The sequence below is a fragment of the Dactylosporangium sp. NBC_01737 genome, assembly GCF_035963215.1.
Taxonomy (GTDB): Bacteria; Actinomycetota; Actinomycetes; order Mycobacteriales; family Micromonosporaceae; genus Dactylosporangium.
This window is the reverse complement of the sequence record NZ_CP109153.1, coordinates 8,877,584-8,900,854: the sequence shown is the minus strand read 5'-3', so window position 1 is coordinate 8,900,854 and position 23,271 is coordinate 8,877,584. Positions and strand designations below refer to the sequence as shown.

At 71.9% G+C, this 23,271-nt stretch carries 19 protein-coding genes; 7 read left to right on the top strand and 12 right to left on the bottom strand.

The window, feature by feature from the left end:
- Positions 1-352: 352 nt before the first annotated feature.
- Genes OHA72_RS40460 through OHA72_RS40450 form a run of 3 tightly spaced genes read right to left on the bottom strand, consistent with a single transcriptional unit; the run spans position 353 to position 2,480 of the window.
- On the bottom strand, positions 353-871 hold the full coding sequence (locus tag OHA72_RS40460; protein WP_327011760.1) for a GNAT family N-acetyltransferase: 519 nt from the start codon (positions 869-871) through the stop codon (positions 353-355).
- Positions 868-1,827: a tyrosine-type recombinase/integrase gene (locus tag OHA72_RS40455; protein ID WP_327001369.1), complete on the bottom strand. Its 960-nt coding sequence runs from the start codon at positions 1,825-1,827 to the stop codon at positions 868-870. The genes OHA72_RS40460 and OHA72_RS40455 overlap by 4 nt, the downstream gene beginning before the upstream one ends.
- A gap of 11 nt (positions 1,828-1,838) precedes the next feature.
- The gene (locus tag OHA72_RS40450) at positions 1,839-2,480 is read right to left on the bottom strand and encodes a class I SAM-dependent methyltransferase (protein WP_327001368.1); all 642 of its coding nucleotides are present in this window, start codon (positions 2,478-2,480) and stop codon (positions 1,839-1,841) included.
- A gap of 172 nt (positions 2,481-2,652) precedes the next feature.
- Between OHA72_RS40450 and OHA72_RS40445 the strand changes: the two genes are divergently transcribed.
- From OHA72_RS40445 to OHA72_RS40435, 3 genes are read left to right on the top strand one after another with little or no spacing between them, the layout of a single operon-like run.
- Entirely contained in the window at positions 2,653-3,831 is a 1,179-nt protein-coding gene (locus OHA72_RS40445) for a DNA glycosylase AlkZ-like family protein (protein ID WP_327001367.1), read from the top strand.
- Between the two features lie 9 nt (positions 3,832-3,840).
- On the top strand, positions 3,841-4,827 hold the full coding sequence (locus OHA72_RS40440; RefSeq protein WP_327001366.1) for an endonuclease/exonuclease/phosphatase family protein: 987 nt from the start codon (positions 3,841-3,843) through the stop codon (positions 4,825-4,827).
- A gap of 37 nt (positions 4,828-4,864) precedes the next feature.
- Complete coding sequence (locus OHA72_RS40435; RefSeq protein ID WP_327001365.1) at positions 4,865-7,135, top strand: ATP-binding cassette domain-containing protein; 2,271 nt, start codon at positions 4,865-4,867, stop codon at positions 7,133-7,135.
- 743 nt (positions 7,136-7,878) lie between these two features.
- Here OHA72_RS40435 and OHA72_RS40430 read toward each other — a convergent pair.
- The 5 genes from OHA72_RS40430 to OHA72_RS40410 all read right to left on the bottom strand — a co-directional run bounded on the left by OHA72_RS40430 (position 7,879) and on the right by OHA72_RS40410 (position 11,475).
- Positions 7,879-8,250 (bottom strand): nuclear transport factor 2 family protein, encoded by a 372-nt coding sequence (locus OHA72_RS40430; RefSeq protein ID WP_327001364.1) that lies wholly within the window; start codon positions 8,248-8,250, stop codon positions 7,879-7,881.
- A 91-nt stretch (positions 8,251-8,341) separates the two neighbouring features.
- Complete coding sequence (locus OHA72_RS40425) at positions 8,342-9,115, bottom strand: dihydrodipicolinate synthase family protein (protein WP_327001363.1); 774 nt, start codon at positions 9,113-9,115, stop codon at positions 8,342-8,344.
- 61 nt (positions 9,116-9,176) lie between these two features.
- On the bottom strand, positions 9,177-10,178 hold the full coding sequence (locus OHA72_RS40420; RefSeq protein WP_327001362.1) for a MerR family transcriptional regulator: 1,002 nt from the start codon (positions 10,176-10,178) through the stop codon (positions 9,177-9,179).
- The gene (locus tag OHA72_RS40415) at positions 10,165-10,842 is read right to left on the bottom strand and encodes a HEAT repeat domain-containing protein (protein ID WP_327011759.1); all 678 of its coding nucleotides are present in this window, start codon (positions 10,840-10,842) and stop codon (positions 10,165-10,167) included. Before OHA72_RS40415 ends, OHA72_RS40420 begins: the two co-directional genes overlap by 14 nt.
- 297 nt (positions 10,843-11,139) lie before the next feature.
- A complete protein-coding gene (locus OHA72_RS40410; RefSeq protein ID WP_327001361.1) occupies positions 11,140-11,475 on the bottom strand; it encodes a hypothetical protein in 336 nt (111 codons plus the stop codon).
- 236 nt (positions 11,476-11,711) lie between these two features.
- On the opposite strand from OHA72_RS40410, the gene OHA72_RS40405 reads away from it, so the two are divergent.
- Entirely contained in the window at positions 11,712-13,154 is a 1,443-nt protein-coding gene (locus OHA72_RS40405; protein WP_327001360.1) for an IucA/IucC family protein, read from the top strand.
- Between the two features lie 902 nt (positions 13,155-14,056).
- Here the strand turns inward: OHA72_RS40405 and OHA72_RS40400 are convergent.
- The gene (locus OHA72_RS40400; RefSeq protein WP_327001359.1) at positions 14,057-15,229 is read right to left on the bottom strand and encodes a hypothetical protein; all 1,173 of its coding nucleotides are present in this window, start codon (positions 15,227-15,229) and stop codon (positions 14,057-14,059) included.
- 39 nt (positions 15,230-15,268) lie between these two features.
- Here OHA72_RS40400 and OHA72_RS40395 point away from each other — a divergent pair, with 39 nt between their 5' ends.
- Entirely contained in the window at positions 15,269-16,411 is a 1,143-nt protein-coding gene (locus tag OHA72_RS40395) for a type III PLP-dependent enzyme domain-containing protein (RefSeq protein WP_327001358.1), read from the top strand.
- Here the strand turns inward: OHA72_RS40395 and def are convergent.
- Complete coding sequence (def, locus tag OHA72_RS40390) at positions 16,401-16,898, bottom strand: peptide deformylase (RefSeq protein WP_327001357.1); 498 nt, start codon at positions 16,896-16,898, stop codon at positions 16,401-16,403. The two genes, OHA72_RS40395 and def, sit on opposite strands and share 11 nt — an antisense overlap.
- Positions 16,899-17,061: 163 nt before the next feature.
- Here def and OHA72_RS40385 point away from each other — a divergent pair, with 163 nt between their 5' ends.
- Positions 17,062-18,777: a substrate-binding and VWA domain-containing protein gene (locus tag OHA72_RS40385; RefSeq protein ID WP_327001356.1), complete on the top strand. Its 1,716-nt coding sequence runs from the start codon at positions 17,062-17,064 to the stop codon at positions 18,775-18,777.
- A 31-nt stretch (positions 18,778-18,808) separates the two neighbouring features.
- Here OHA72_RS40385 and OHA72_RS40380 read toward each other — a convergent pair whose 3' ends face one another.
- Positions 18,809-20,008 (bottom strand): chorismate-binding protein, encoded by a 1,200-nt coding sequence (locus OHA72_RS40380; protein WP_327001355.1) that lies wholly within the window; start codon positions 20,006-20,008, stop codon positions 18,809-18,811.
- A gap of 132 nt (positions 20,009-20,140) precedes the next feature.
- Between OHA72_RS40380 and OHA72_RS40375 the strand changes: the two genes are divergently transcribed.
- Positions 20,141-20,350, top strand: a complete 210-nt coding sequence (locus OHA72_RS40375; RefSeq protein ID WP_327001354.1) for a DUF5999 family protein — start codon at positions 20,141-20,143, stop codon at positions 20,348-20,350.
- A 21-nt stretch (positions 20,351-20,371) separates the two neighbouring features.
- Here the strand turns inward: OHA72_RS40375 and gcvP are convergent, their stop codons facing one another.
- Positions 20,372-23,203, bottom strand: a complete 2,832-nt coding sequence (gcvP, locus tag OHA72_RS40370) for an aminomethyl-transferring glycine dehydrogenase (protein ID WP_327001353.1) — start codon at positions 23,201-23,203, stop codon at positions 20,372-20,374.
- Between the last annotated feature and the right edge of the window lie 68 nt (positions 23,204-23,271).

The following is a 23,271-nucleotide window of genomic DNA, read 5'->3' as shown; positions in this document are numbered from 1 at the left end:
CCTCACCACCGGCAGCGGCGCCCGGCCCGTCCTGCACCGCGCCGAACGCGCCGCCGACGCCGCCACCACCCACCTGCCCGGCGTCGCCGACGCCCTCACCGCCGCGACCCGCCGCGTCGCCGCCGACGTCGCGACCGCCGCCGCCGACCCCGCAGCGGCCGCGTCGTCGCCGGCGCCCGCGGGCTCGCGCTGCGCCTCGCCGACACCCTCACCGCCGCGCTGCTGCTGGAGCACGCCGCGTGGGCCGCGGACCGCGGCGACGACCGGCCGGCGCTGCTCGCGTCGCTGTGGACGCTGCGCCGCCTCGGCGGCGCCGACGTGTCAGCGGACCTGCACACCCACTTCGATCAGCTCATCTGAGCAGCTGCCGCCACACCATCCGGTGCTTGTTCGGGGACCCGTTGAGCCGCCGCGGGTCCCCACCGACCGGGACCGTCCCGGCGTGGATGCCGCCACGGGAGCGGTAGAACCGTTGCGCGGCGACGTTCTGCTCCAGCACCCACAGGTACAGGTGCGCGCCGGCCGCCTGCTCCACGACCGCGGCGACGGCCGCGGTGTGCAGGGCGGTGCCGACACCGCCGTGCCTGCGGCCGCTGGTGACGTGCAGGTTGTCCACGAGACTGCCCCAGTGCGGGTCGTCGTCGAGGTTCACGTGGACGAACCCGATCAGCCCCTGCGCGTCCTCGGCCACCAACGTGACGGTCCCGGTCCGGTCCGCGAACCGCGCCCGCCACACCGCGCGGCGCTCCGCGTCCAGGTCACCGTCGAGGTAGGCGTCGGCGTACGCGCCGCGGTAGTACCGCCGCCAGCTGTCGGCGTGCAGCGCCGCGATCGCGTCGACGTCCCCGACCTCCGCCACCCGGATGATCATGCCGTCCTCCCGCGTCGGGCCCGGGCCGCGGCGATCGTGTACGCCGGGTCCCGGTCCAGGTTGTGCCGGTCCCGGTCGTAGCGGCGGGTCGTGCGCGGGTCGGCGTGCCCCATCGCGTCCTGCACGTCTTCGAGGGGCACACCCTCGTCGCGGGCGGACGTCGCGAACGCGTGCCGCAGCGAGTGCGGCGACAACCGCGCCCACGCCGGCACCCCGGCCTCCTTCGCCAGGCGCCGCACCAGCCGGAACACCGCATGCCGGTCGACCCGGCCACCGGTCGCGGTCGTGAACAGCGGCCCGTCACCGTCACCACGCACCGCCAGGTACTCCTGTAACGCCGCGACCACGTTCGGGGTCAGCGCCCGCCGCCGCGGCTTGCCGCCCTTGCCGACGAACCGCACCGTGCGGTGCCCCCGCTCGGTGCCGATGTCGGCGTGATCCAGGGCGACGACCTCACCGACGCGCAACCCGAGGTCGGCGAGCAACGCCAGGATCGTCAGGTCCCGCAACGCCGTCGGCCCGCCCTGCGCCGCGGCGGCGGCGAGGATCGCGTCGACCTCCCCGCCGGTCAGCCCGACCGTCGCGGAGGAGTCCCGGTCCACCCGGGGCCGGTCCGCGCCACCGACCGGGTTCGCGGCCACCGCCTGCAGCCGCAGCAGGAACGCGTACCAGCTCGACAACGCCGACAGTTTCCGCGCCACGCTCGCCGGCGCCAGGACCTTCCCCGTCCGGGCGTCCACTGTGGATTCCAGATCCCGCGCATACGCGTTGACGTGCAGGAACGACGCCCGCAACGGGTCCAGGTCCCGCCCGTGGCACCAGTGCAGGAACTGGTGCACGTCACGGCGGTACGCCGCGCGGGTGTGCGCCGACAGGCGCCGGTTGGCCAGCCACGCGTCGGTGAAGTCACCGGACGCCGGCGTCAGGGCATGCTGGACGGGCTGCAGGGGGCGCATCGATGCGCAGTTTAGAGAACCGGCCGCCACACGGTGGTCCGCTTCACCGGCGTGTCTTCCAGGCTCTGCGGCACCGGCACGTCATACACCGCGACGAGCCGCAGATGCTCCTTCGGCAGATACGCCCGGCCCGGGTCACCGACCAGGCAGTCCGCGCCCCTCGCCGTGATCCGCTGCAGGAATCCCAGGACCTGCGCGGTCATCTCCCGGCTGTAGAACACGTCCCCGGCCAGGACGACCTCGGCGTCACCACCGTCACCCGGCAGCACGTCGGCGAGCCGCGCGTCGATCGTGACGTCGTTCGCGGCGGCGTTGACCGCCATCGCCGTCACCGCCAGCGGGTCGATCTCCACCGCCGTGACCTGCGCCGCGCCGGCCTTCACCGCCGCGATCGCGACCAGCCCGGACCCGGCCGCGACGTCCAGCACCCGCCGGCCCCGCACGATCTGCGGATTGTCCAGGACATACCGGGCCAGGGCCTGCCCACCGGCCCACGCGAACGCCCAGAACGGCGGCGGCAGCTGCACCCCACCGGCGAACTTCTCCGTGTACTGCCACAGCTCGATCGCCTCGTCGGCGAGCTGCAACCGGACCTCCGGCACCAGCGGGACCGGGGACAGACTGGTGTGCGCCAGGACGAATGCGGTGCTCATCGGCTGGCAGCGTATGTCACCCGCACGTGCGACGCCCCGCGGGGGCGTTCATCGGTACCGTCGAATGCATGGGGGCGGGGCTCGTCTGGATCATCCTGGGCCTGGCCGTCGTCGTGCTGGTCCTCATCACGCTGTACGTGGACTCGCTGCGACGCTGACTATCGTTCCACCGGTGATCCCCCACATCAGTGACGCGCAGCGCCGGGCGAGGCTCGGGTGGCGCCACGGCCTCGCCGCGCCCTGCACCGCCGGCCCCGACAGCGTCGCGGCGGACCTCGTGGCGCTGCACGCCACCGACGCCGCCACCGTGTACCTGTCCGCCGCCGCCCGGCTCGCCGCACCGACCGTGCCGTCCCTGGAAGACGCCCTGTACACGCGGCGCACCCTGCTGCGGATGCTGGGGATGCGCCGCACCATGTTCGTCGTGCCCACCGGCACCGCCCCCGTCGTGCAGGCCGCCGCGACCGCCGCCGTCGCCGCCGAGCAGCGGCGGCTGCTGATCAAGCACCTGCAGCAGTGCGGCGCCGGCGACGCCGCCTGGCTCGCCGACGTCGAGGCCGCCACCCTCGCGGCGCTGCTGGCCCGCGGCGGCGCGGCGACAGCGGCGCAACTGTCCACCGACGTGCCCCGGTTACGCACCGAACTGGTGTTCCCGCAGGGCAGCCAGTACGTGACCAGCCGGGTCCTGCTGCTGCTCGCCGCGCAGGGCCGCATCGTGCGGGGCCGCCCGAACGGGTCGTGGACCAGCACCCAGTACACGTGGCAGATCCTGGACGGATGGCTGCCCGGCCCGCTGCCGGACCTCGACCCCGCCGCCGCCCGGGCAGCGCTGGCACACGCGTGGCTGGCCCGGTACGGGCCGGGAACCGTCACGGACCTCAAATGGTGGACCGGGTGGACCCTCACCCACACCAGGGCCACGCTCGCCGCCCTGGACACCGTCACCGTCACCCTCGACGGGCCGGCCGGGACCGGGGTCGTCCTCGCCGACGACGTCGACGACGTGCCGGAGCCGCCGCCGTGGGTGGCGCTGCTGCCGGCCCTGGACCCGACGATGATGGGGTGGGCCTGCCGCGACTGGTACCTGGGGCCGCACGCGCCGGCACTGTTCGACCGGACCGGCAACCCGGGCCCGACGGTGTGGGCCGACGGGCGCGTCGTCGGCGGCTGGGCGCACCTGCCGGGCCGCGTCGCCGTCGAGTTCCTGTCCGAGGTGCCGCAGGCGTCGCAGGTGTCCGTGTCCGCGGCCGCGGACCGGCTCGCGGCGTGGATCGGGCCGGTGCGGGTGACACCCCGGTTCCGTACCCCGCTGGAACGGCGGTTGAGCGAAACCGTCACACCTGGCGGGTAGGTTCGCCGCATGGTGTTGTGGGGGGTCGCGGCCGTGCTGGCCGCGTTCACGGTGGTCCGGCTCACCGGCGCGGAGCGGGGCACGCCGCTGGTGCAACTGATGGCGTTCACGCCCTATGCGGCGCCGGTCGCGTTGCTGTGCGCGGCGTGGGCGGCCGTGACGGGAGCGACCGGGCCGTGGCTGGTGTGCGTGCTGGCATGGGCGGCGCTGTCCGCGGTCGTGGTGCCGCGGCTGCTCGCCTCCAGCGGCGCCGCCGCGGATACCGGGGATGCCGGGGGTCCCCGGCAGGGGGCGACATTACGGGTGATGACCGCCAACGTGCTCTACGACCGCGGTGACGTCGCCGCGGTGCTGGAGCAGGCGAAGGTCGACGACGTCGACGTCCTGGCCGTGCAGGAGCTGACCGCCGGCGGGCTCGCCGCACTGGACGAGGCCGGCGTCGACGGGCTCCTGCCGTTCCGGGTCGCGCACCCCGCCGGCCGCGGCAACGGCTCGGCGCTGTTCAGCCGCCACCCGCTGACCCCGCACGGCACCGACGGCATCGCCCGGCGGCACCCGTGCGGGATGCTGCAGGCCGGCGCGACCGTGCACGTGCCCGGCGCCGGACCGGTCCTGGTCGAGTCGGTGCACCCGTGCGCGCCGCGGCGGCAGACCGCCTGCTGGGCGCAGAACCTGTCGGTGCAGCCACCCGCCGGCGGCGACGTGCCGCGGGTGCTGCTCGGCGACTTCAACGCGACCCTCGACCACGCGCCGCTGCGGCGGCTGCTGCGCACCGGCTACCGCGACGCGGCGGCCACGCGCGGGCGGGGCCTCGCACCCACGTGGCCGTTCCAGCGGCAGCCGCTGCTGCTGCCGGTCGTGCCGTGGGTGACCCTGGACCACGTGCTCGCCGACCGGCGCATCGGCATCGGCGACGTCGGCACCCGCGCCGTGCCCGGCAGCGACCACCGGGCCGTGTTCGCTGAACTGCACCTACCAACAGTCTACGGCGTATAGTGTAACGTTCCGCCGTCCCCGCACACGAGGAGCGACGTTGACCCAACCCGCCACAGACCGCATCACCATCATCGGCGCCAGAGAAAACAACCTCAAGAACATCACCGTCCAGATCCCCAAACACGCCATCACCGTCTTCACCGGCGTCTCCGGATCCGGCAAATCCTCCCTCGTCTTCGACACCATCGCCGCCGAAGCCCAACGCCAACTCAACGAGACCTTCACCGCCTTCGCCCGCGCCCGCCTCCCCAAATACGGCCAGCCAGACCTCGACTCCATCGACAACCTCTCCGCCGCCGTCATCGTCGACCAGAAACGCCTCGGCGGCGGCTCCCGCTCCACCGTCGGCACCATCACCGACATCGCCGCCATCCTCCGCCTGCTGTTCTCCCGCGCCGGACAACCCCACCTCGGCCCATCCAACAAGTTCTCCTTCAACGACCCCCAAGGCATGTGCCCCGAATGCGAAGGCATCGGCCGCACCACCACCCTCAACCTCGACCGATTCATCGACCGCAACCGCTCCCTCAACGACGGCGCCCTCCTGCACCCAGACTTCCAACCCACCACCTGGTACTGGAAGATGTACCAGGCCTCCGGCTACTTCGACCTCGACAAACCCCTCACCGACTACACCACCGACGAGTGGCACAAACTCCTGCACCACACCGGCAAAGTCCCCCTCGACATCCAGGGCTCCACCATGAACGCCACCTACGAAGGCGTCGTGGAAAAATTCAACCGCCTCTACATCCGCCGCGACACCTCACAGATGTCCGACCGCACCCGCACCGCCGCCCAGCACTACATCACCGAAACCACCTGCCCCACCTGCCGCGGCACCCGCCTCAACGAAGCCGCCCGCAACTGCCGCATCGACGGCTACTCCATCGCCGACCTCACCGCCATGGAAGCCGACGAACTCGTCGCAGTCCTACGCCTCTTCACCGACGAAACCGCCGCACCCATCGTCGACAGCCTCCGCCACCGCGTCGGCAACCTCATCGACATCGGCCTCGGCTACCTCAGCCTCAACCGCGAAACCGCCACCCTCTCCGGCGGCGAATCCCAACGCATCAAAATGGTCCGCCACCTCAGCAGCGCCCTCGTCGAAATGCTGTACATCTTCGACGAACCCAGCATCGGCCTGCACGCCCGCGACGTCACCCGCCTCAACACCCTGCTACGCAAACTCCGCGACAAAGGCAACACCGTCCTCGTCGTCGAACACGACCGCGACGTCATCGACATCGCCGACCACATCATCGACCTCGGCCCCGGCGCCGGCACCCACGGCGGCGAAATCGTCTTCGAAGGCACCCTCGAAGCACTCCCCTACGCCCGCACCCCCACCGGCCGCCACATGCGCCACCGACTCCCCCTCAACACCCACGTCCGCACCCCCACCGGCACCCTCACCATCACCGACGCCAACACCAACAACCTCAAAAAACTCACCGTCGACATCCCCACCGGCGTCCTCACCGTCATCACCGGCGTCGCCGGCTCCGGCAAAAGCTCCCTCATCAACACCGCATTCCTCACCCAACACCCCACCGCAATCGTCATCGACCAGACCGCCGTCGGCGCCTCCACCCGCTCCACCCCCGCCACCTACACCGGCATCATGGACGACATCCGCACCCTCTTCGCCAAAGCCAACAAGGTCAACGCCGGCCTGTTCAGCTTCAACTCCAAAGGCGCCTGCCCCAAATGCCAGGGCCTCGGCATCATCTACACCGACCTCGCCTTCATGGAAGGCCTCAAAACCACCTGCGAAGAATGCAACGGCGCCCGCTTCCGCCCCGAAGTCCTCCGCCACACCCTCCGCGGCCACACCATCGCCGACGTGCTCAACATGACCGCCGAAGAAGCCGCCACCTTCTTCCCCGAACCCAAACTCCAGCCCACCCTGCACGCCCTCAACGACGTCGGCCTCAACTACCTCACCCTCGGCCAACCCCTCAGCACCCTGTCCGGCGGCGAATGCCAACGCGTCAAACTCGCCACCGAACTGCACAAAACCAGCACCGTCTACGTCATGGACGAACCCACCACCGGCCTGCACATGTCCGACATCACCCACCTCCTCGCCATCATCGACCGGCTCGTCACCCAGGGAAACTCCGTCATCGTCATCGAACACAACCTCGACATCATCAAGAACGCCGACTGGATCATCGACCTCGGCCCCGAAGGCGGCACCGGCGGCGGCACCATCGTCTTCGAAGGCACCCCCGAGCAACTCACCCGCACCGACGGCTCCCACACCGCCGCCGCCCTCCGCCGCGACCTCGCCCTCCAGTGAGCGCAGCCCTCCACTGACGCCACACCCGGAGGCCAAGGGCCAGCGGAGTCCGACCGCGGGCGGGGAATCGGCGCGACCTACGTCGGGGAGCCGCCCGTGGAAGCGCAGGCTCGCCGGCCCGGGAGATCCGAGGATGGCGCCAGGCAGAGGCGTCCGGCAAGGCAAGGAGGTGGCCGGACGCCGCGGAGTCGGCGAGGTCTGCGGAGTCCGCGGAGCGGCGATCCGGCAGCAGGTCCAGGCACCGGGGTCACCGGACATCGGGGTCACCGGGCGCTGCCGAGCCGCCGGAGCGGTGGCGTCGTGTGCGGATGCGGTGACCCCCAGCCGGGTGACGTCCTGCTGGGGGACGTCGCGCGGGCACGCACCGTGCGGTGCCGGCAACAGCACGACGGCGTTGTGTGCGCTCGAGCAGCCTCGCCACCGCCCACTGCGCTCTGACGGCCGCCGGGCGCTGCGGCCGCCGGTGGTCTCATCACCGACGGCAACCCTGCGGCCGGTGCACCACTCCGGGGATGCCCTGCACACCGACGCGGACCCGGCGCGGGCAACGCCCGCGAAGCGGCGCACCCGTGCCAGCCCCGACGCACCGGAGTTGACCCATCACCGGTCCCCGCATGCTGACGGCCCCGCCAGCCGCAGCTCGGGACAGCGGGCCGACGCCCGCCGCCGGTTCCCCATCAACCGACCGGCATCCCCCTTGACGGCCCAATCACCGCAGCGGCCGGCGGCAGGGAGCCGCCGGATCAGATCGCCGGGCGGTAGAAGAACGTGCGGCGGCGGGAAATACGTCCGTCGCGTAGCTCGAACCAGTCGGCGAACAGCTCACTCAACGGCACACCGGCATGCGACATACCGTCGAAACGGCCCCAGCAGAACACCTGGTCGCCGCCGTCGACCCAGCGCTCCACCGCATGCCGCCCCGACGACACGATGCACCGCCGCCGGTAGAACGCCACGAACGCGTCCGCACCCTCGATCGGCGGGCAACCCGGCCGGTGATACACCACATCGGGCGTGACCAGCGCCGCCAGGTCACCCCAGTCGCGACGATCGATCACCGCCAACATCGACGAGACCAAACCCGACCGCTCCGCCACCAGCGCGTCGTCACCCATACACCCATGGAAATCCGCCGACCACGCCCGGTCAACACACCGCAGCTGCTTCTTACACCCCGAAACCGGACCGTAACCCGGACGGCCCGCCTCAGCCCATCCGCGACGCCGTCGACGTGCCGAACCGCGCCGCCACCAGACGCTTCAACCCGTGCGGGAAACCCGTCTTCGCCGCCACATGCGGACCCGTCAACCGCAGCTGCGCCGCCGCGTCACCCTCCCACGCCGCCACACAGTCCTCCGCCGCCACGTTCGCCACCGCCAGGATCGCACCCGCCGCACCCAGCATCCCCGCCGTCGACACCAGCGCCGACGAACCCACGTACACCGCGCCGTCCCACTCCGACAGCAACCGCAGCAACCGCTCCGCATCCCCCGTCGAATCCTTCACCCCAGCCACCGGCAACGACGGCAACACCTCCACCGGCACCGCACCACCCGCCACCATCGGGAAGTGATACGCCAGCACCGGCCGCCCGTCCGCCGCCGACACCACCCGCTCATAGAACACCCGCAGATCACCCGCCCGCCGCGGCGGCGCCACCAGCACCGCATCCGCACCCACCGCCACCGACGCCGCCGTCAGCTCCGCCGCAGGACCCGCCCACGCACCACCCGCACCAGCAATCACCGGCACCCCGGGACACGCCTGCCGCACCGCCGACACCAACGCCACCCGCTCACCATCACCGAGCGCGTCCGCCTCACCCGTCGACCCCGCCACCAGAACCGCCCGCACACCCGACGCCACCAACCGCTCGGCATGCCGCGCCGTCGCCGCCACATCCACCGAACCGTCCTCCGCGAACAGCGTCACCAACGCCACCGCGACACCCCGCCACAACGGATTCCGCTCCACAGTCATACCCGAACCCTAAGCTGGAACCTGGGTGCGCAGGCCGTCGGCGTGCCGGCGCACCCACCCATCAACCGCCCGACCCACCCACCAACGCCGCCGCGAACAACGCAACCGCCCGATCAGCATCGCCGGTCAGATCCCGCAGCACACCCTCCGCCACACCCACCGGCAGCTCAGCCAGGGCCTGGACCAGCCGGATCCGCACCGCCGAATCCGCGGCATGCACGCCCAGCTCATCCACCAACGCACCCAGGATCCGCTCCGCAGACCCGGCATCCAGCGACAACGCCCCCAGCACCTCCGCGGCCTCCACGTCATTCACACCCTCGACCACCATCCCCACCAGCGTCGGCACCGCCCGGGTCTCACCACGCGCACCCGACGCCAGCGCGGCGCGCCGCCGCACCACCACGTCCGGATCCTCCAACGCACCCGCCAGCACCGCCGACGCCTCATCACCGGACAACGCGGCCAGCGCCAGCACCGCACGCCGCCGCACCTCCACATCCTCCGAAACGACACCCGACGCCACACTCGCCACACCGTCACCGCCCGCCCGCGCCAGCGCCCACCGCAACGCACCAGCCACATTCGGATCCGACTCCGCCAGCACCGCCCCGGCAAGAACCTCGACCGGCACCGGTACACCCTCCGACGGCGCCAGCACAGCCTGCTGCCGGCGGGCGGCACTCGGCGAGCTCAACCCGTTGAGCAGCTCCACGATGCGCAACACACCCTGCCAACCCGACGCCGCCGACCCATCAACCGCACGCAACCGCTCCAGCAGCTCCTGCTCCCGCCGCAACCGCTCCTCCGTGCGCCGGATGAGATCCGCGACCAACGCCGCCGGCGCAAACCCCGGATCCTCCAGCGCACGACCGATCTGCCGCAGCGACAACCCCAGCGACCGCAGACTCTCCACATGGAAGATCCGCCGGATGTCCTCACCGGAATACTCGCGGTAGCCACCCACCGTCCGGCCCGTCGGCCGCACCAACCCCAACGAGTCGTAATGCCGCAACATCCGCGTGCTCACACCCGAACGGCGCGCCACCTCACCGATCAGCACGCCGTACCCCATCCGCACCGAGTGCAACGATCCGCTTCGCCTCGTCCACGGCCGGCTCCCAACCGGCGTCCGGGTCCAGCAACAGCCGCTGTGTCGCACGGGCATGCGCGCGTACCACCGGATCAGCGCTCGCCACACCCGCCCGCAGGACCGGCTCGATGACGTCGCCGAGCGTGACGAGCGCCCGGCTCAGACTCAACTGCACGTGCCGGTCACCACGCCCGAACTGCGCGGCCAGATCCACCGCCAGCCCCTGCTCCTCCCCGGCGGGCACCAGCACGACCGCGGCACGCCACGCGCTGCGCGCGACCTCATCGTCGGCGTCGTGCAGCAACGACCGCGTGATCGCCGGCCACACACCACGGTCCCCGATCTTCGACAGCGTGTGCAACGCCTGACTCCGCGCCTGCGCACGCCCCGACCGCAACTCCTCACGCAGCCTCGGCACCGTCACCTCCGCCGGCAACCGGGTCAACGCCCACGTCAGCATGTCCCGCACGAAGAAGTCCGGCTCCACCGCGCACCGCTCCACCAGCACATCGACCAGACCCCCATCCGGACGCGTGCCGGCGGCCAGCGCCGCCTGCAGCCGTACCGACGAATCGCCGGCACCCAAAGCATCCACCAGCCGCGGGTCCTGTGCAGTGCCGTGTGTCGAGTTCACTGCGATCACCTCCGCGCCCAGTCAAGACCTTGTCACAGTGACAAGGTCAAGGGGCCGAACATGAAAGCGCCGCCGACCGTCTCCCGGCCGGCGGCGCACGTCTCATGAGGGGCGAGCGCCCCGCCGGCGGGGACCGTCGGCCACCCACCGCACCGTGACCCGCTCACGGCAGTGCGTCGAACACGCCACCCACTGCGCCTTCAACAGCACGAACACCGGACATCGGCGTCTCCAACCGTCGTCACCAGGTCACCTACACCCAGCACCACGGCGCGCTCAACGCCCGGCGCGAACCTGCTACACCGTCACGTCGACGTGCTCGACGACGCTCACGTCCGACGGCTTCGCATCCTCGTCGGGCGGCTGCGCGGCGGTCCGCGACGCGGCGAACGCCATGATGAACGACCACGGCGGCATCCCCCCGACGTTCGTCACCGCGCCCGTCGGGGACAGGTGATAGCCCGTCAGACCGGAAATGGCCGCCCGGTCCCCCGGAGTCAGCTGGCTGAGCACCTGCTGCGACCCCGGCAGCCCACCCTTCGGCGGCGGTGCGACCGGCTCGACGGCCGGCGAGTTCGTCGTCTTGGACTGCACAGCGGCGTGCGTGGCCGACGACAACTGTCGAATCTCCATGGGGTGCCTCCCGAAGCGTCCGTGCTCCAAGCTGATCCTCGCGTACATCACAGCATTTCCGCAGGTGAACGCGATGCCCGTTCGCCGCAGGGACATATCTGACCGAACGGCCGACGCGATTCCCAGCAGCCCTTCGCGCCCCGAGCCGCCCCGAGCCGCTCCTTGTCGCAGACAAGGGTCATAGGCGTGCCGTCAGGCACGTCGTCTAAGGCGTCCTAGGATGCTAGGATTAGCGTGTGGAACCGCAGGTGGCACCAGACGAACGAACGACCCTGCAGGCACTGCGCCATACAGGCCTGCACCTGGCCTTTGCAGACGCGCTGCCGCAGGCTCGGGCGGGAGTGCTGCGCCGCCTGTGGGGCGCCCTGTGGCGCGAGGGCGTCATCGACACCCGGCGCCTCAGCACGCCCGCGCCGGCGCTGTTCGGCGCCGTGCCGGACACGGTCGTCGCCGACGGTGTCGCACACACGCACCCCGCCCGGCTCCTGGAGTCGCTGCGCCCCGCAGGGCACGTCGACCGGCTCGTGCGGGAGCTGGACAACAGCGTCGCCAACCTCGCCCTGGGTCTTGCCGTAGCGGCCCCCGCCGCCGGGAGCGACCTCGTCGCGCTGGAGCAGTCCGTCGTGGACGGCCATCCGCTGCACCCGTGCTGCCGCACCAGGATCGGGATGACCACCGCCGACGTGCTGGCGTATGCACCAGAGCACCACCCGACCGTCCGCCTGCGCGTCGTCGAGGTCGACCCCGCCCGGTGGCGCACCGGCGGCACACCCCGCCCGCCGCTGCTGCCCGTCCACCCGTGGCAGCTGGAGCGGGCCCTGGCCACCGGCCTGGTCCGCGACACCGGCCGTGACCTGCCCGCCAGGCCCCTCATGTCGCTGCGGACCCTCGCCCCGCTCGACACCCCCGGCGAGCACGTCAAGACCGCCGTCGAGGTCCAGATGACCAGCGCCGTGCGGACCCTGTCCGCCGCCGCCGTGCACAACGGCCCCCTCGCCTCCGACCTCGTCGCCACCCTCGCCGCACGCACCCGAGGCCTGCGCATCCTGCGCGAGACCACGGCCGCGACCGTCCTGGACGCGCACGGCGCCCCGCAACGCACCCTCGGCGCCGTCTGGCGCCAGGCACCGCCCGCCGGCGCGTTCGTCCTGCCCCTCGCCCTGCTGCCGCACCGGCCCGACCTGCTCACCCCCACGTTCTTCGCCCAGCTCGTGCAGCTGCTGCTGCCGCCCCTGTTCGACCTGCTCCGCGACGGCGTCGCCCTCGAGGCCCACGGGCAGAACACCCTCCTGGAGATCCGCGCCGGACGACCCCACACGATCTGGTATCGCGACCTCGGCGGCCTGCACGTCCACCCTGGGCGGCTCGACCGCGCCGGGCTGCCGATGCCGCCGCTCATCGGCGCCCTGCCCACCCACGACGAGGACGAGCTGCGCACGAAACTGTTCGCCGCGGCGCTGTCGACCGTGCTGACCGAGCTCGTCCACGCCCTGGGCGACCGGCACGCGGAGGTCGCGTGGGACGTGGTCGCGGCGACCGTCCGCGACGCCGTCACCGACACCGACGACCGCAAGGCGTGCTTCGCCGGCACCTGGCCCCTGAAGGCAACCACGGCGATGCGCCTCGCCGACGACCCGCTCCAGGACCTGTGGTGCCAGATCCCCAACCCGCTGCGCTGACCTGACAGATCACGCAGAACGCGCAGACTGGCTGGGCCGGGCCGGGCAGGGCGAGGCGACAGGGCAAGGGCTCCGGCGTCGGCGTCGGCGTCGGCGGCCTGACGGTGCCAAGGCCCGGCAATCACTCCGCCCGTTGGGTCGGCACTTCGCGGTCCGGGCACCGCAGCGGCAGGCAGACACCGGCACTGCTCCAGAGCTGAGAGGCTGCGTCGCCAAGGTCACACGGCCGCGCCGAGCAGCTGTCACGCACTCCGCGGCGCGGACAGCGGCGCCTCCGGTGTGCCAACCGCCTGCGCGGGCACCCGCTCAAAGTCCGGCCGCCATTGCGCGCTGAGACCTCGCGAGCGAACAACGGATCCGTTCACCACGCCGGACATGCGGTCATCGCGCGGTATCCCCGCCCGCCGATGGCGGCGGGCGGGCGTGCCGCATGCCACGCCGTCGTGATCGGAGCCGCGGTCTGGTCGCCCGGCCGACCACGGAAGGATTTCGGGCGCAGCAGGTCAGCCGCGCGCCTCGACGTGCATACCTGGACTCACCCTGCGGTGGGGTGCGGGCAATCTTCACCTCGCCCGTTTGATCGAAGGACGCCTGTGGTCGCTGGGGTGGCCACTGCCGTCCTTCGATCACGGTCGCAAGATCGTCCGCCGGCACCGAACCGCAGCCGCCGACTGGAAAACTCCCGTGCGCGGGCCGCCACCCCGCCGCTGGGCCGTGGTCAACGCATCGCTTGATCCAAGGACACCCCTGGCCGCTGGGACGACCGCCGCTGTCCTTCGATCACGGTCGTAAGATCGCCCGGCGGCCGTGGCGACACCCAGCGAGGGCAAACACCACTCAAGGACGCTCCAGAGCGCATGACGCCGCAGGACTGTCGTCATGCGAAAAAGCGGGGCGGTGGCTCAGCGCCAGTCGGGGCGTTCGCCGGTGTCGACGAGCTTCCAGTCGTTGTTCTCGTAGAGCACGTTGTCGTAGTAGAAGACCGTCGGTGGCAGGAGGTCCCGGGCGGTGAAAGCAGCCCTGGCCGCCGCGTGCAGCGACGCCGGCCGCACGCCCCAGCGGTCAGAGGCCAGCGCGGCCACGTAGGACAGCGCGTGGTGGCCCATGAAGCTGTCGTACGTGAGGCTGAACACCTCGTCGGCGGCCATCGGCACGTCGCGCGGGATCACGTTCGTCGGGGGCAGCGGGCCCGTCAGGCCCAGGCTCGCGCGCTGGGCCGCGTCGACGTAGATGGCGCAGTCGCGGTACAGGATGCGGGTCTCGCGGCGCTGCACGTCGAAGGCGAACAGCGTGTTCTGCCCGTGCGTCTCCAGGGGGCAGCCGGTGGCAAGGGCCACCGACGCCCACAGCCGCACCATCGGCACCACGATCCGCTCCGCCACGAACGACGTCGGGTCCTCGCCGAACGCGGCGACGAGCTGCTCCAGCAGCGGAGGGTCCGACGGGTGGTGCAGGTCGCGGCCGTACAGGGCGAACAGCGGCACCGTGCACGCCGGCGCCGGGGCAAGCGGGCGGGCGGCGCGCAGCAGGTAGCCCCACGCGTCCTCGCCGGACCCGAACCAGCCGCCGCCGACCTCCGGCAGGACCGGCGCGCCGATGCGGACGAGCTCGTCGGACACCCACAGCTGCAGCTCGATCACCGGGCGGCGCAGGCGGCGGGTGAAGCGGGACAGGCGGCGCGGGTAGTGCAGCTTCACGAAGTGCGGCTCGACCGGCGTCCCGTCGACCGCCGTGACGAAGACGGTCCGTGCGTTCGCCGACGGCACCGCCGTCAGGACCGGGCCCGGCGGCGAGGCCAGCAGCACGTCACGGCCGACCAGGTTCGGGGCGTCCAGCGCGTTCGGATGGACCGGCACGAGCCCCTCATACAGCGACAGCACACCCGGCGCGGTCACGTGCACGCTGCCGGGGACGAGGAACGTCGGGAGCTGGAACGAAGCAGCGCCCCGCTGCGGGTGATAGGCGTCGTCGATGTCGAGGTCACCGGCGTAGGGGCTGTAGGTGCGGGTCCCGACGCCGAGATACCGTTCCGCGTACTGCCACAGGGCGATCGGGTCGCTAACGTCGAGCTGCATCGTCGGCAAGCGTACCGGTGCACGGACTGGAGTCTTCTGGTGGTTCCCCCGCACGTGGCCGCCGCCATACTGGCCGCCGACCGGCCCGTCTGCGTGTACGTGTACGACCGGGCGGTGCTGCACGCCAACGTCGCCGCGCTGCGTGCCGCGCTGCCGGCCGGGACCCGGATCGCGTACGCGATGAAGGCCAACGGCGACGACCGGGTCCTCGCCGCGCTGCTGCCGCATGTCGACGGCCTCGAGGTCGCCTCCGGCGGGGAGCTCGCCGCGGCCGTCGCCGCCGGGTCGCGGTTCACGCTGTTCAGCGGGCCTGGCAAGACCGACGCGGACCTGCGCGCGGCCGTCGCCGCCGGGGCCGTCGTCAACGTCGAGAGCCTCCACGAGTTGCGGCGGCTCACGGTGTACGGAGCCGCGCGGGTCTGCCTGCGGATCAACCGGGCGCACCCGGCGCTGCCGGGCACCCACGCGATGGCGGGCGTGGCGACGCAGTTCGGGCTGGACGAGGCGCTGCTGCCGGAGGCGGTCGGCATCGCCCGCGCCGGCGGGCTGGACGTCGCCGGGTTCCACCTGCACGCGGTGTCCAACAACCTCGACGCGGTCGCGCACGCCGCGTACGTGCGGGACGCGGTCGCGTGGGCCGCCGGCGCCGCGCAGCGGTGGGGCGTGCCGGCCCCGATCATCAACGTCGGCGGCGGGTTCGGGGTCGACATCGCCGGTGCCGGACGATTCGACCTCGACGCGTTCGCCGCCGGGCTGAGTGATCTTGATCTCCCTGACGGGGCGACGCTGGTCGTGGAGCCGGGCCGGTTCGTGACGGCGGCCGCCGGCTGGTACGCCACCGAGGTCCTCGACGTGAAACAGACCCACGGCCGGTGGTTCGTGGTCGTGCGCGGCGGCACCCACCACTTCCGGCTGCCGGCGTCATGGGGGTACAGCCACCCGTTCACGGTGCTGCCCGTCGACGCGTGGCCCTACCCGTTCCAGCGGCCACAGGTCAGCGACGCGGCCGTCGACGTCGCCGGTGAGCAGTGCAACCCGCGTGACGTCCTGGCCCGCGACGTGCCGGTCGCGTCGGTGCGGGCCGGGGACGTGCTGGTCTTCGCCAACACCGGCGCCTACGGGTGGGAGGTGGCGCACCACGACTTCCTGCGCCTGACCCACCCGCGGTTCGTCATCGTCTGACGGCGAACTGGGAGCGGACCGCGCGCAGCGCCTGGCGGCGGGCGTCGCCCTTGAGCGTGTCGACGTACAGGACGCCGTCGAGGTGGTCCGTCTCGTGCTGCAGTGCCCGCGCCAGCAGGCCGCTGCCGGACACCGTCACCGGCTCGCCGTGCTCGTCGAAGCCCTCCGCGGTCGCGTGCATCGCCCGCGGCGTCGGGAACCACAGGCCCGGGATCGACAGGCAGCCCTCCTCGCCGTCCTGGGCGCCGTCCACCGCCGTGATCGTCGGGTTGATCAGGTAGCCGACCTGCTTGTTCGCCGCGTATGAGAACACCCGCAGGCCGACCCCGATCTGCGGGGCGGCGACGCCGGCGCGGCCCGGCTCACCGGTCACCGTGTCCAGCAGGTCGCGCACCAGCGCCCGCAGCTCCGCATCGAACGAGGTCACGGTCTCGCACGGGGTGCGCAGCACGGGGTCGCCGAGCACCCGGATCGGTCGGATCGTCACACGTCACAGCGTACTTCGGGGCGACGTGAACCCCTGTTGACGAGGGCCTAAACTATGCCGACTTCCCACCCCCGGAGGCACACCCATGGCCTACCAGGCCGACAGGGCGGACGTGCGGTCACACCGCAGAGGCCCAGCTCAGCGCAGATCACGACGCCTGGCGTTGATCATCAGCGTGGTCGTCGTCGTGCTCGTCGGCGGCGGCGCCGCATACGGCGTCAACCGGCTCGTCAAAGCTTCCTGTAACGGCACCGTCACCGCGAAGATCGTCGCGTCGCCGGGCACCGCGACGCTGCTGCAGTCCCTCGCCCGGTCATGGACGGACAGCAACCCGACCGTCGCGGGCCGTTGCGCCCGCGTCGATGTCGCCGGCCGGGAGACCGCCTCGATGGCGCAGGCCCTCGGCACCGACTGGGACAGCAAGGCCGGCTCCCCGCCCGACGTGTGGGTGCCGGACTCCACCGCCTGGGTGCGCCGGGCGTCGACCGCGGCGATCGCCGAGCGGATGATGCCGGACCTCCAGCCGATGCTGGCGCGCACCCCGTCGGTCCTGGCGATGCCCAAGCCGATGGCCGAGGCCCTCGGCTGGCCCGGCGGCGAGCTGTCCTGGCAGGACGTCATCAACAAGGTCGCCGCGGACCCGCAGGGCTGGGCGAAGTACGGCAAGGGCGACTGGGGACCGTTCAAGTTCGGGATGAGCGACCCGCTGCAGTCCACCGCGGGGCTGCTCGCACTCATGGCGATCCTCGACGGCAACGACGACGGGGAGGTCACCGCCGAGGAGCAGGCGACCCTCGCCAAGCTCAAGCAGGAGCGCGCCGTCTACACCGACACCACCGCGCAGCTGCTGGACGACCTCGGCAAGGCCGACGACCAGGACGGCACCAAGGCGCTGCAGTACATCTCGGCGTTCCCCGCCCTCGAGCAGGACGTCCTGGCGTACAACAAGACCAACCCGAAGGTCCCGCTCGTCGCGGTGTACCCGTCCAACGGCAGCGCCGACGCCGACAACCCGTACCTGATCCTCGACGCGCCGTGGGCCGAGAAGGACAAACAGGACGCCGCGAAGCAGTTCCTCGCCTACCTGCGCGGACCGGCGGGGCGCAAGGTGTTCCTCGACGCGGGGTTCCGCGACCCGAACCGCGACGCCGGCGCCGCGATCACCGGCAACGCCGCATTCAGCCCGAAGATCAAGACCGTGCCGCGGGCGGTGCTGCTGCCCGAGTCGGTGAAGCAGTCGATGGACTCGTGGACGGCGCTGACCCGCCCCACCAACGTCCTGCTCGTGCTGGACATCTCCGGCTCCATGGCCGAGCAGGTCCCCGGCACCGGGCGCAACCGCATGCAGCTGGCGAAGGACGCCGCCCGCGAGGCCGTGCAGCTCTTCGACGGCGACGTCGACGCCGGCCTGTGGGTCTTCTCCACCCGGCAGAACGGGCAGCAGGACTACAAGCAGCTGATCCCGATCGGCCGCGTCGGCGACCAGGTCAACGGCAAGGCACGCCGGGAGCAGATGGTCACCGCGATCGACAAGCTCACCCCGGTCGGCGACACCGGCCTCTACGACACCGCCGCCGCGGCCCAGCAGGCCGTCGTCGACGCGTACAAGCCCGGCGCCACCAACCTGGTCGTGCTCATGACCGACGGCAAGAACGACGACCCCACCGGCGGGCTCACCCTCGACCAGCTGCGGCCCAAGCTGGAGGCGAACGCCGCCAGCGAAAGGAAGGTCCCCATCGTCACCGTCGGATACGGCAACGACGCGGACTTCACGTCCCTGCAGGAGATCTCCCGCGTCAGTGGCGGCGCCCTGTACACGTCCAAGACCGCGTTCGACATCAACGAGGTCCTGCTGACGGCCATCTTCGGCAAGGTCTGACGGGCCGGCCCCGGCCGCCGGCCCGCACGGGTCAGGCGGCCAGGGCGGCCTTGATCGGGGCGGTCTTCGCCGCGGCCTCCGCCACCTCGGCGACCGGGTCGCTGTCCCAGACGATGCCGCCACCCGCCCACACGTGCGCCAGCCCGTCGGCGACCGCGACCGTGCGGATGGTCAGGCCCAGGTCCAGGCGCAGCCGCCCGTCGGGGCCGTGACCGATCCAGCCGGCCGCGCCCATGCTCGGGCCGCGGCCGACCGGCTCCAGGGCGCTGACCACGTCGATCGCGGCGAGCTTCGGCGCGCCGGTCACCGAACCGCCCGGCCACACCGCACCGAGCAGCTCCGCGAGCCCCACACCGGCGGCCAGCCGGGCGCTGACCGTCGACTCGGCCTGCCACAGCCGCGACCAGCGGCGGATCGCGAACAGCTCCTCGACGCGCACGGTGCCGGTGCGCGCCACCCGGCCGAGGTCGTTGCGCTCCAGGTCGACGATCATGATGTGCTCGGCGCGTTCCTTCGCCGAGGCGAGGAGCTCGGCGCGGCCCTGTGGGGTCGCGGGCCGGGTGCCCTTGATCGGCCGGGTCACCGCCCGGCCGTCGGCGACCTCGACGAGCGTCTCAGGCGACGCGCACGCCACCCACCACGACGCGGTGTCCGCGGTACCCCCACCGGACAGCACACCGCCGTAGCGGGCGCCAGGGAGGGCCGCCACCCTCGCCAGGGCGGCGCGGGGGTCACCGGCGAACGGGGCGCTCGCGTGACCGACGACGTTGGCCTGGTACACGTCGCCGCGGGCGATCGCCTCCCGCACCGCGGAGACCGCCGCCGCGTGCTCGGCGGGGCTCCAGCTCGGCGTCCACAGCCCGACCCGCGCCGCGGGCACCGGACGGGCCGCGGGCACCGGCGGCGCGGGCGGGGGCGTGTGCCCGTAGACGACGGCGACGAGGTCCGGCACGCCCGGCGCCGGCGACGCCACGCACGACGGCGGCGCGAGAAGCACCGCCGCGCCGCACACCGTGTCCGTCACCGTCCGTGATTGCGACAGATCGTTGACGGGAAGACCGGCCGCCGTCAGGAACGCCGACAGGATCGACAGCGGGTCACCGCCGTCGCGGGAATGCCACTCGAGCCGGGAACGCTCCCATACTTGTGGGATGCACGACGACGCCGACCCGGGAGGGTGGAGATCCACCAACCCGGGTCGATACCCGACGACCGGTCCTAATGTGCTCATACGAATGGCGGATTATCCCCAAGTTGTGCCGTCACATGTCCGGAATTGTGTCGTTGGCCGTAGTAGCGTGCATCACTGGTCATGTGAACAACCACACAGGCCTCAACTGAACCTCTCAATCGGAGACCCCCGATGCTCTGCCAGCACCAACCATCCTGTCCCTCAGCCGCCGACCTGGACCACGAAGCCGCCAGAATCATGGCCGCGCACCCCGAGCAGGGGTGGAGCCTCCTGTGCAACGGCGTGATCGTCTTCGAGGACACCGGGGAGCTTCTCCCCGACTGCAGCGTGATCGAACCGCACCGCGGCCCGGCCATGCACGTCCTGGTCCGAGCCGCCTGAGTCATCACACTCCGTAATCAGTTACTCCTCGTAGGCTGACGCCGGCGGGCACGAGCAGACCAGGTTCCGGTCTCCGTAGCTGTCGTCGATGCGCCGCACCGGTGGCCAGTACTTCGCCACCGACACGCCGGCCGGGTAGGCCGCCACCGACCTCTGGTAGGCGTGCGACCACTCGTCGGCGGTGACCACCGCAGCCGTGTGCGGCGCATTGCCCAACGGGTTGTCCCCGGCGGGCCACTCCCCGGCCGCAACACGGTCGATCTCCTCACGGATCGCGATCATCGCGTCACAGAACCGGTCCAGCTCCGCCAGGTCCTCGCTCTCGGTCGGCTCCACCATCAGCGTGCCGGACACCGGGAACGACATCGTCGGGGCGTGGAAGCCGTAGTCGATGAGCCGCTTCGCGACATCCGCGACACTCACCCCGGTCGCCTTCGTGATCGCCCGCAGATCCAGGATGCACTCGTGCGCCACGAGGCCCTCGCTGCCGCTGTACAGCACCGGATAATGCTCCCGCAGCCGCGCCGCCACGTAGTTCGCTGCGAGCACCGCCGTCGCCGTCGCCTTCGTCAGCCCATCCGGGCCCATCAGCCGCAGATACGCCCACGGGATCGGCAGGATCCCCGCCGAACCCCACGGCGCCGCCGACACCGGACCGACCGGGGCCGGCACACCGTCCTGCTCCAGCACCGGGTGCGACGGCAGGAACCGCGCCAGGTGCGCGCGGACCGCCACCGGGCCCACACCCGGGCCGCCACCGCCGTGCGGGATACAGAACGTCTTGTGCAGATTCAGGTGCGACACGTCCGCCCCGAACTGCCCCGGCTTGGCATAGCCGAGCAGCGCGTTGAGGTTCGCGCCGTCGACATACACCTGGCCACCCGCCTCGTGCACCTTGGCGCACAGGTCGGCGATGCCCGTCTCGTACACCCCGTGCGTCGACGGATACGTCACCATGATCGCCGCCAGGCGGTCCCGGTGCAGCTCGATCTTCGCCGCGAGGTCGTCGAGGTCCACGTTGCCCAGCTCGTCACACGCCACGACCGCCACCCGCATGCCCGCCATCACGGCGCTGGCCGCGTTGGTGCCGTGCGCACTGGACGGGATCAGGCACATGTCCCGGGCCGTGTCGCCCCGCGAGTGGTGATACGCCCGGATGGCCAGCAGCCCCGCGAGCTCCCCCTGCGAACCGGCGTTCGGCTGCAGCGACACCGCGTCGTAACCGGTCACCTCCGCCAGCCACCGCTCCAGGTCACCGATCAGCTTCCGGTAGCCCTGCGTCTGCGCCGCCGGCGCGAACGGGTGCACGTTGGCGAACTCCGGCCAGGTGATCGGCTCCATCTCCACGGTCGCGTTGAGCTTCATCGTGCACGACCCCAGCGGGATCATCCCCCGGTCCAGCGCGTAGTCCATGTCGGAGAGGCGCTTGAGGTACCGCAGCATCGCCGTCTCCGACCGGTGCGTGCCGAACACCGGGTGGCTCAGGAAGTCACTCGTGCGCCGCAGCTGCGCCGGCACCACGTCCGCCGTGTCCAGCGCCGTCACGTCCACGTGCGCCAGCCCGAACGCCGACAGCACGTCACGCAGATGCCCGAACGTCGTGGTCTCGTCACACGCGATCCCGACCCGGTCCTCGTCCACGTGCCGCAGGTTGATCCCCCGGTCCGCGGCGGCCGCGACGACCTTCGCCGCCTGCCCCGGCACGACCGCCGTCACCGTGTCGAAGAACGCCGCGTGCTGCGTGCGCACCCCACCGGCACGCAGCCCCGCGGCCAGGCGCACCGCCATGTCGTGGGTCCGCGACGCGATCCCCCGCAGCCCGTCCGGGCCGTGGTACACCGCATACATGCTGGCCGTGACGGCGAGCAGCACCTGCGCGGTGCAGATGTTGCTGGTCGCCTTCTCCCGCCGGATGTGCTGCTCGCGGGTCTGCAGCGCCAGCCGGTACGCCGGGGCGCCGTCCGCGTCCTTCGACACGCCGACCAGCCGGCCGGGCAGCGTGCGCTCCAGGCCCTTGCGGACCGACATGTATCCGGCGTGCGGCCCGCCGAAGCCCATCGGCACCCCGAAGCGCTGCGCGCTGCCGACCGCGACGTCGGCGCCGAACGCGCCCGGCTCCCGCAGCAGGCACAGCGCGAGCAGGTCCGCGGCGAACGTCACGATCGCACCCTGGTCATGCGCCCGCGCGGTGAGCCGCTCGAAGTCGCGGACCACGCCGGACGCGCCCGGATACTGCAGGTGGATGCCGAAGTACTCCTCCGGCAGGTCGTCGCCCGCCGGGTCGGCGACGTGCACGGTGATGCCCAGCGGCTCCGCCCGGGTGCGGATCACGGCCAGGGTCTGCGGCAGGACGTCGGCGTCGACGACATACACGTCGGCCTTCACCTTCGACGAGCGGCGCGCGAGGGTCATCGCCTCGGCGGCCGCGGTCGCCTCGTCCAGCAGCGACGCCCCCGCGACCGGCAGCCCGGTCAGGTCGGCGATCACCGTCTGGAAATTGAGCAGCGCCTCGAGCCGCCCCTGGCTGATCTCCGGCTGGTACGGCGTGTACGCCGTGTACCACGACGGGTCCTCCAGCACGTTGCGCATGATCACCGGCGGCGTGTGCGTGCCGTAGTAGCCGACGCCGATCATGCTGACCAGCGTCCGGTTCGCCGAGGCGAGGGCCCGCAGCTCCCCCAGCACCTCGGCCTCGGACGCCGCCGGGGGCAGCGCCAGCGGCTTGTGCCAGCGGATCGAGCCGGGGATCGCCGCGGTCATCAGCGCCTCGACGGAGTCATACCCGACGGTCTTGAGCATCCTCGACTGCTCGTCAGGCGACGGTCCGATGTGCCTGCTGGCAAAGTTGGTCATTGGCCACACTCTTTCGGATCCAGGGTCGGGGAAGCGCGCGCCCTCCCCCTCTGTCGTGTGGCCTCCAG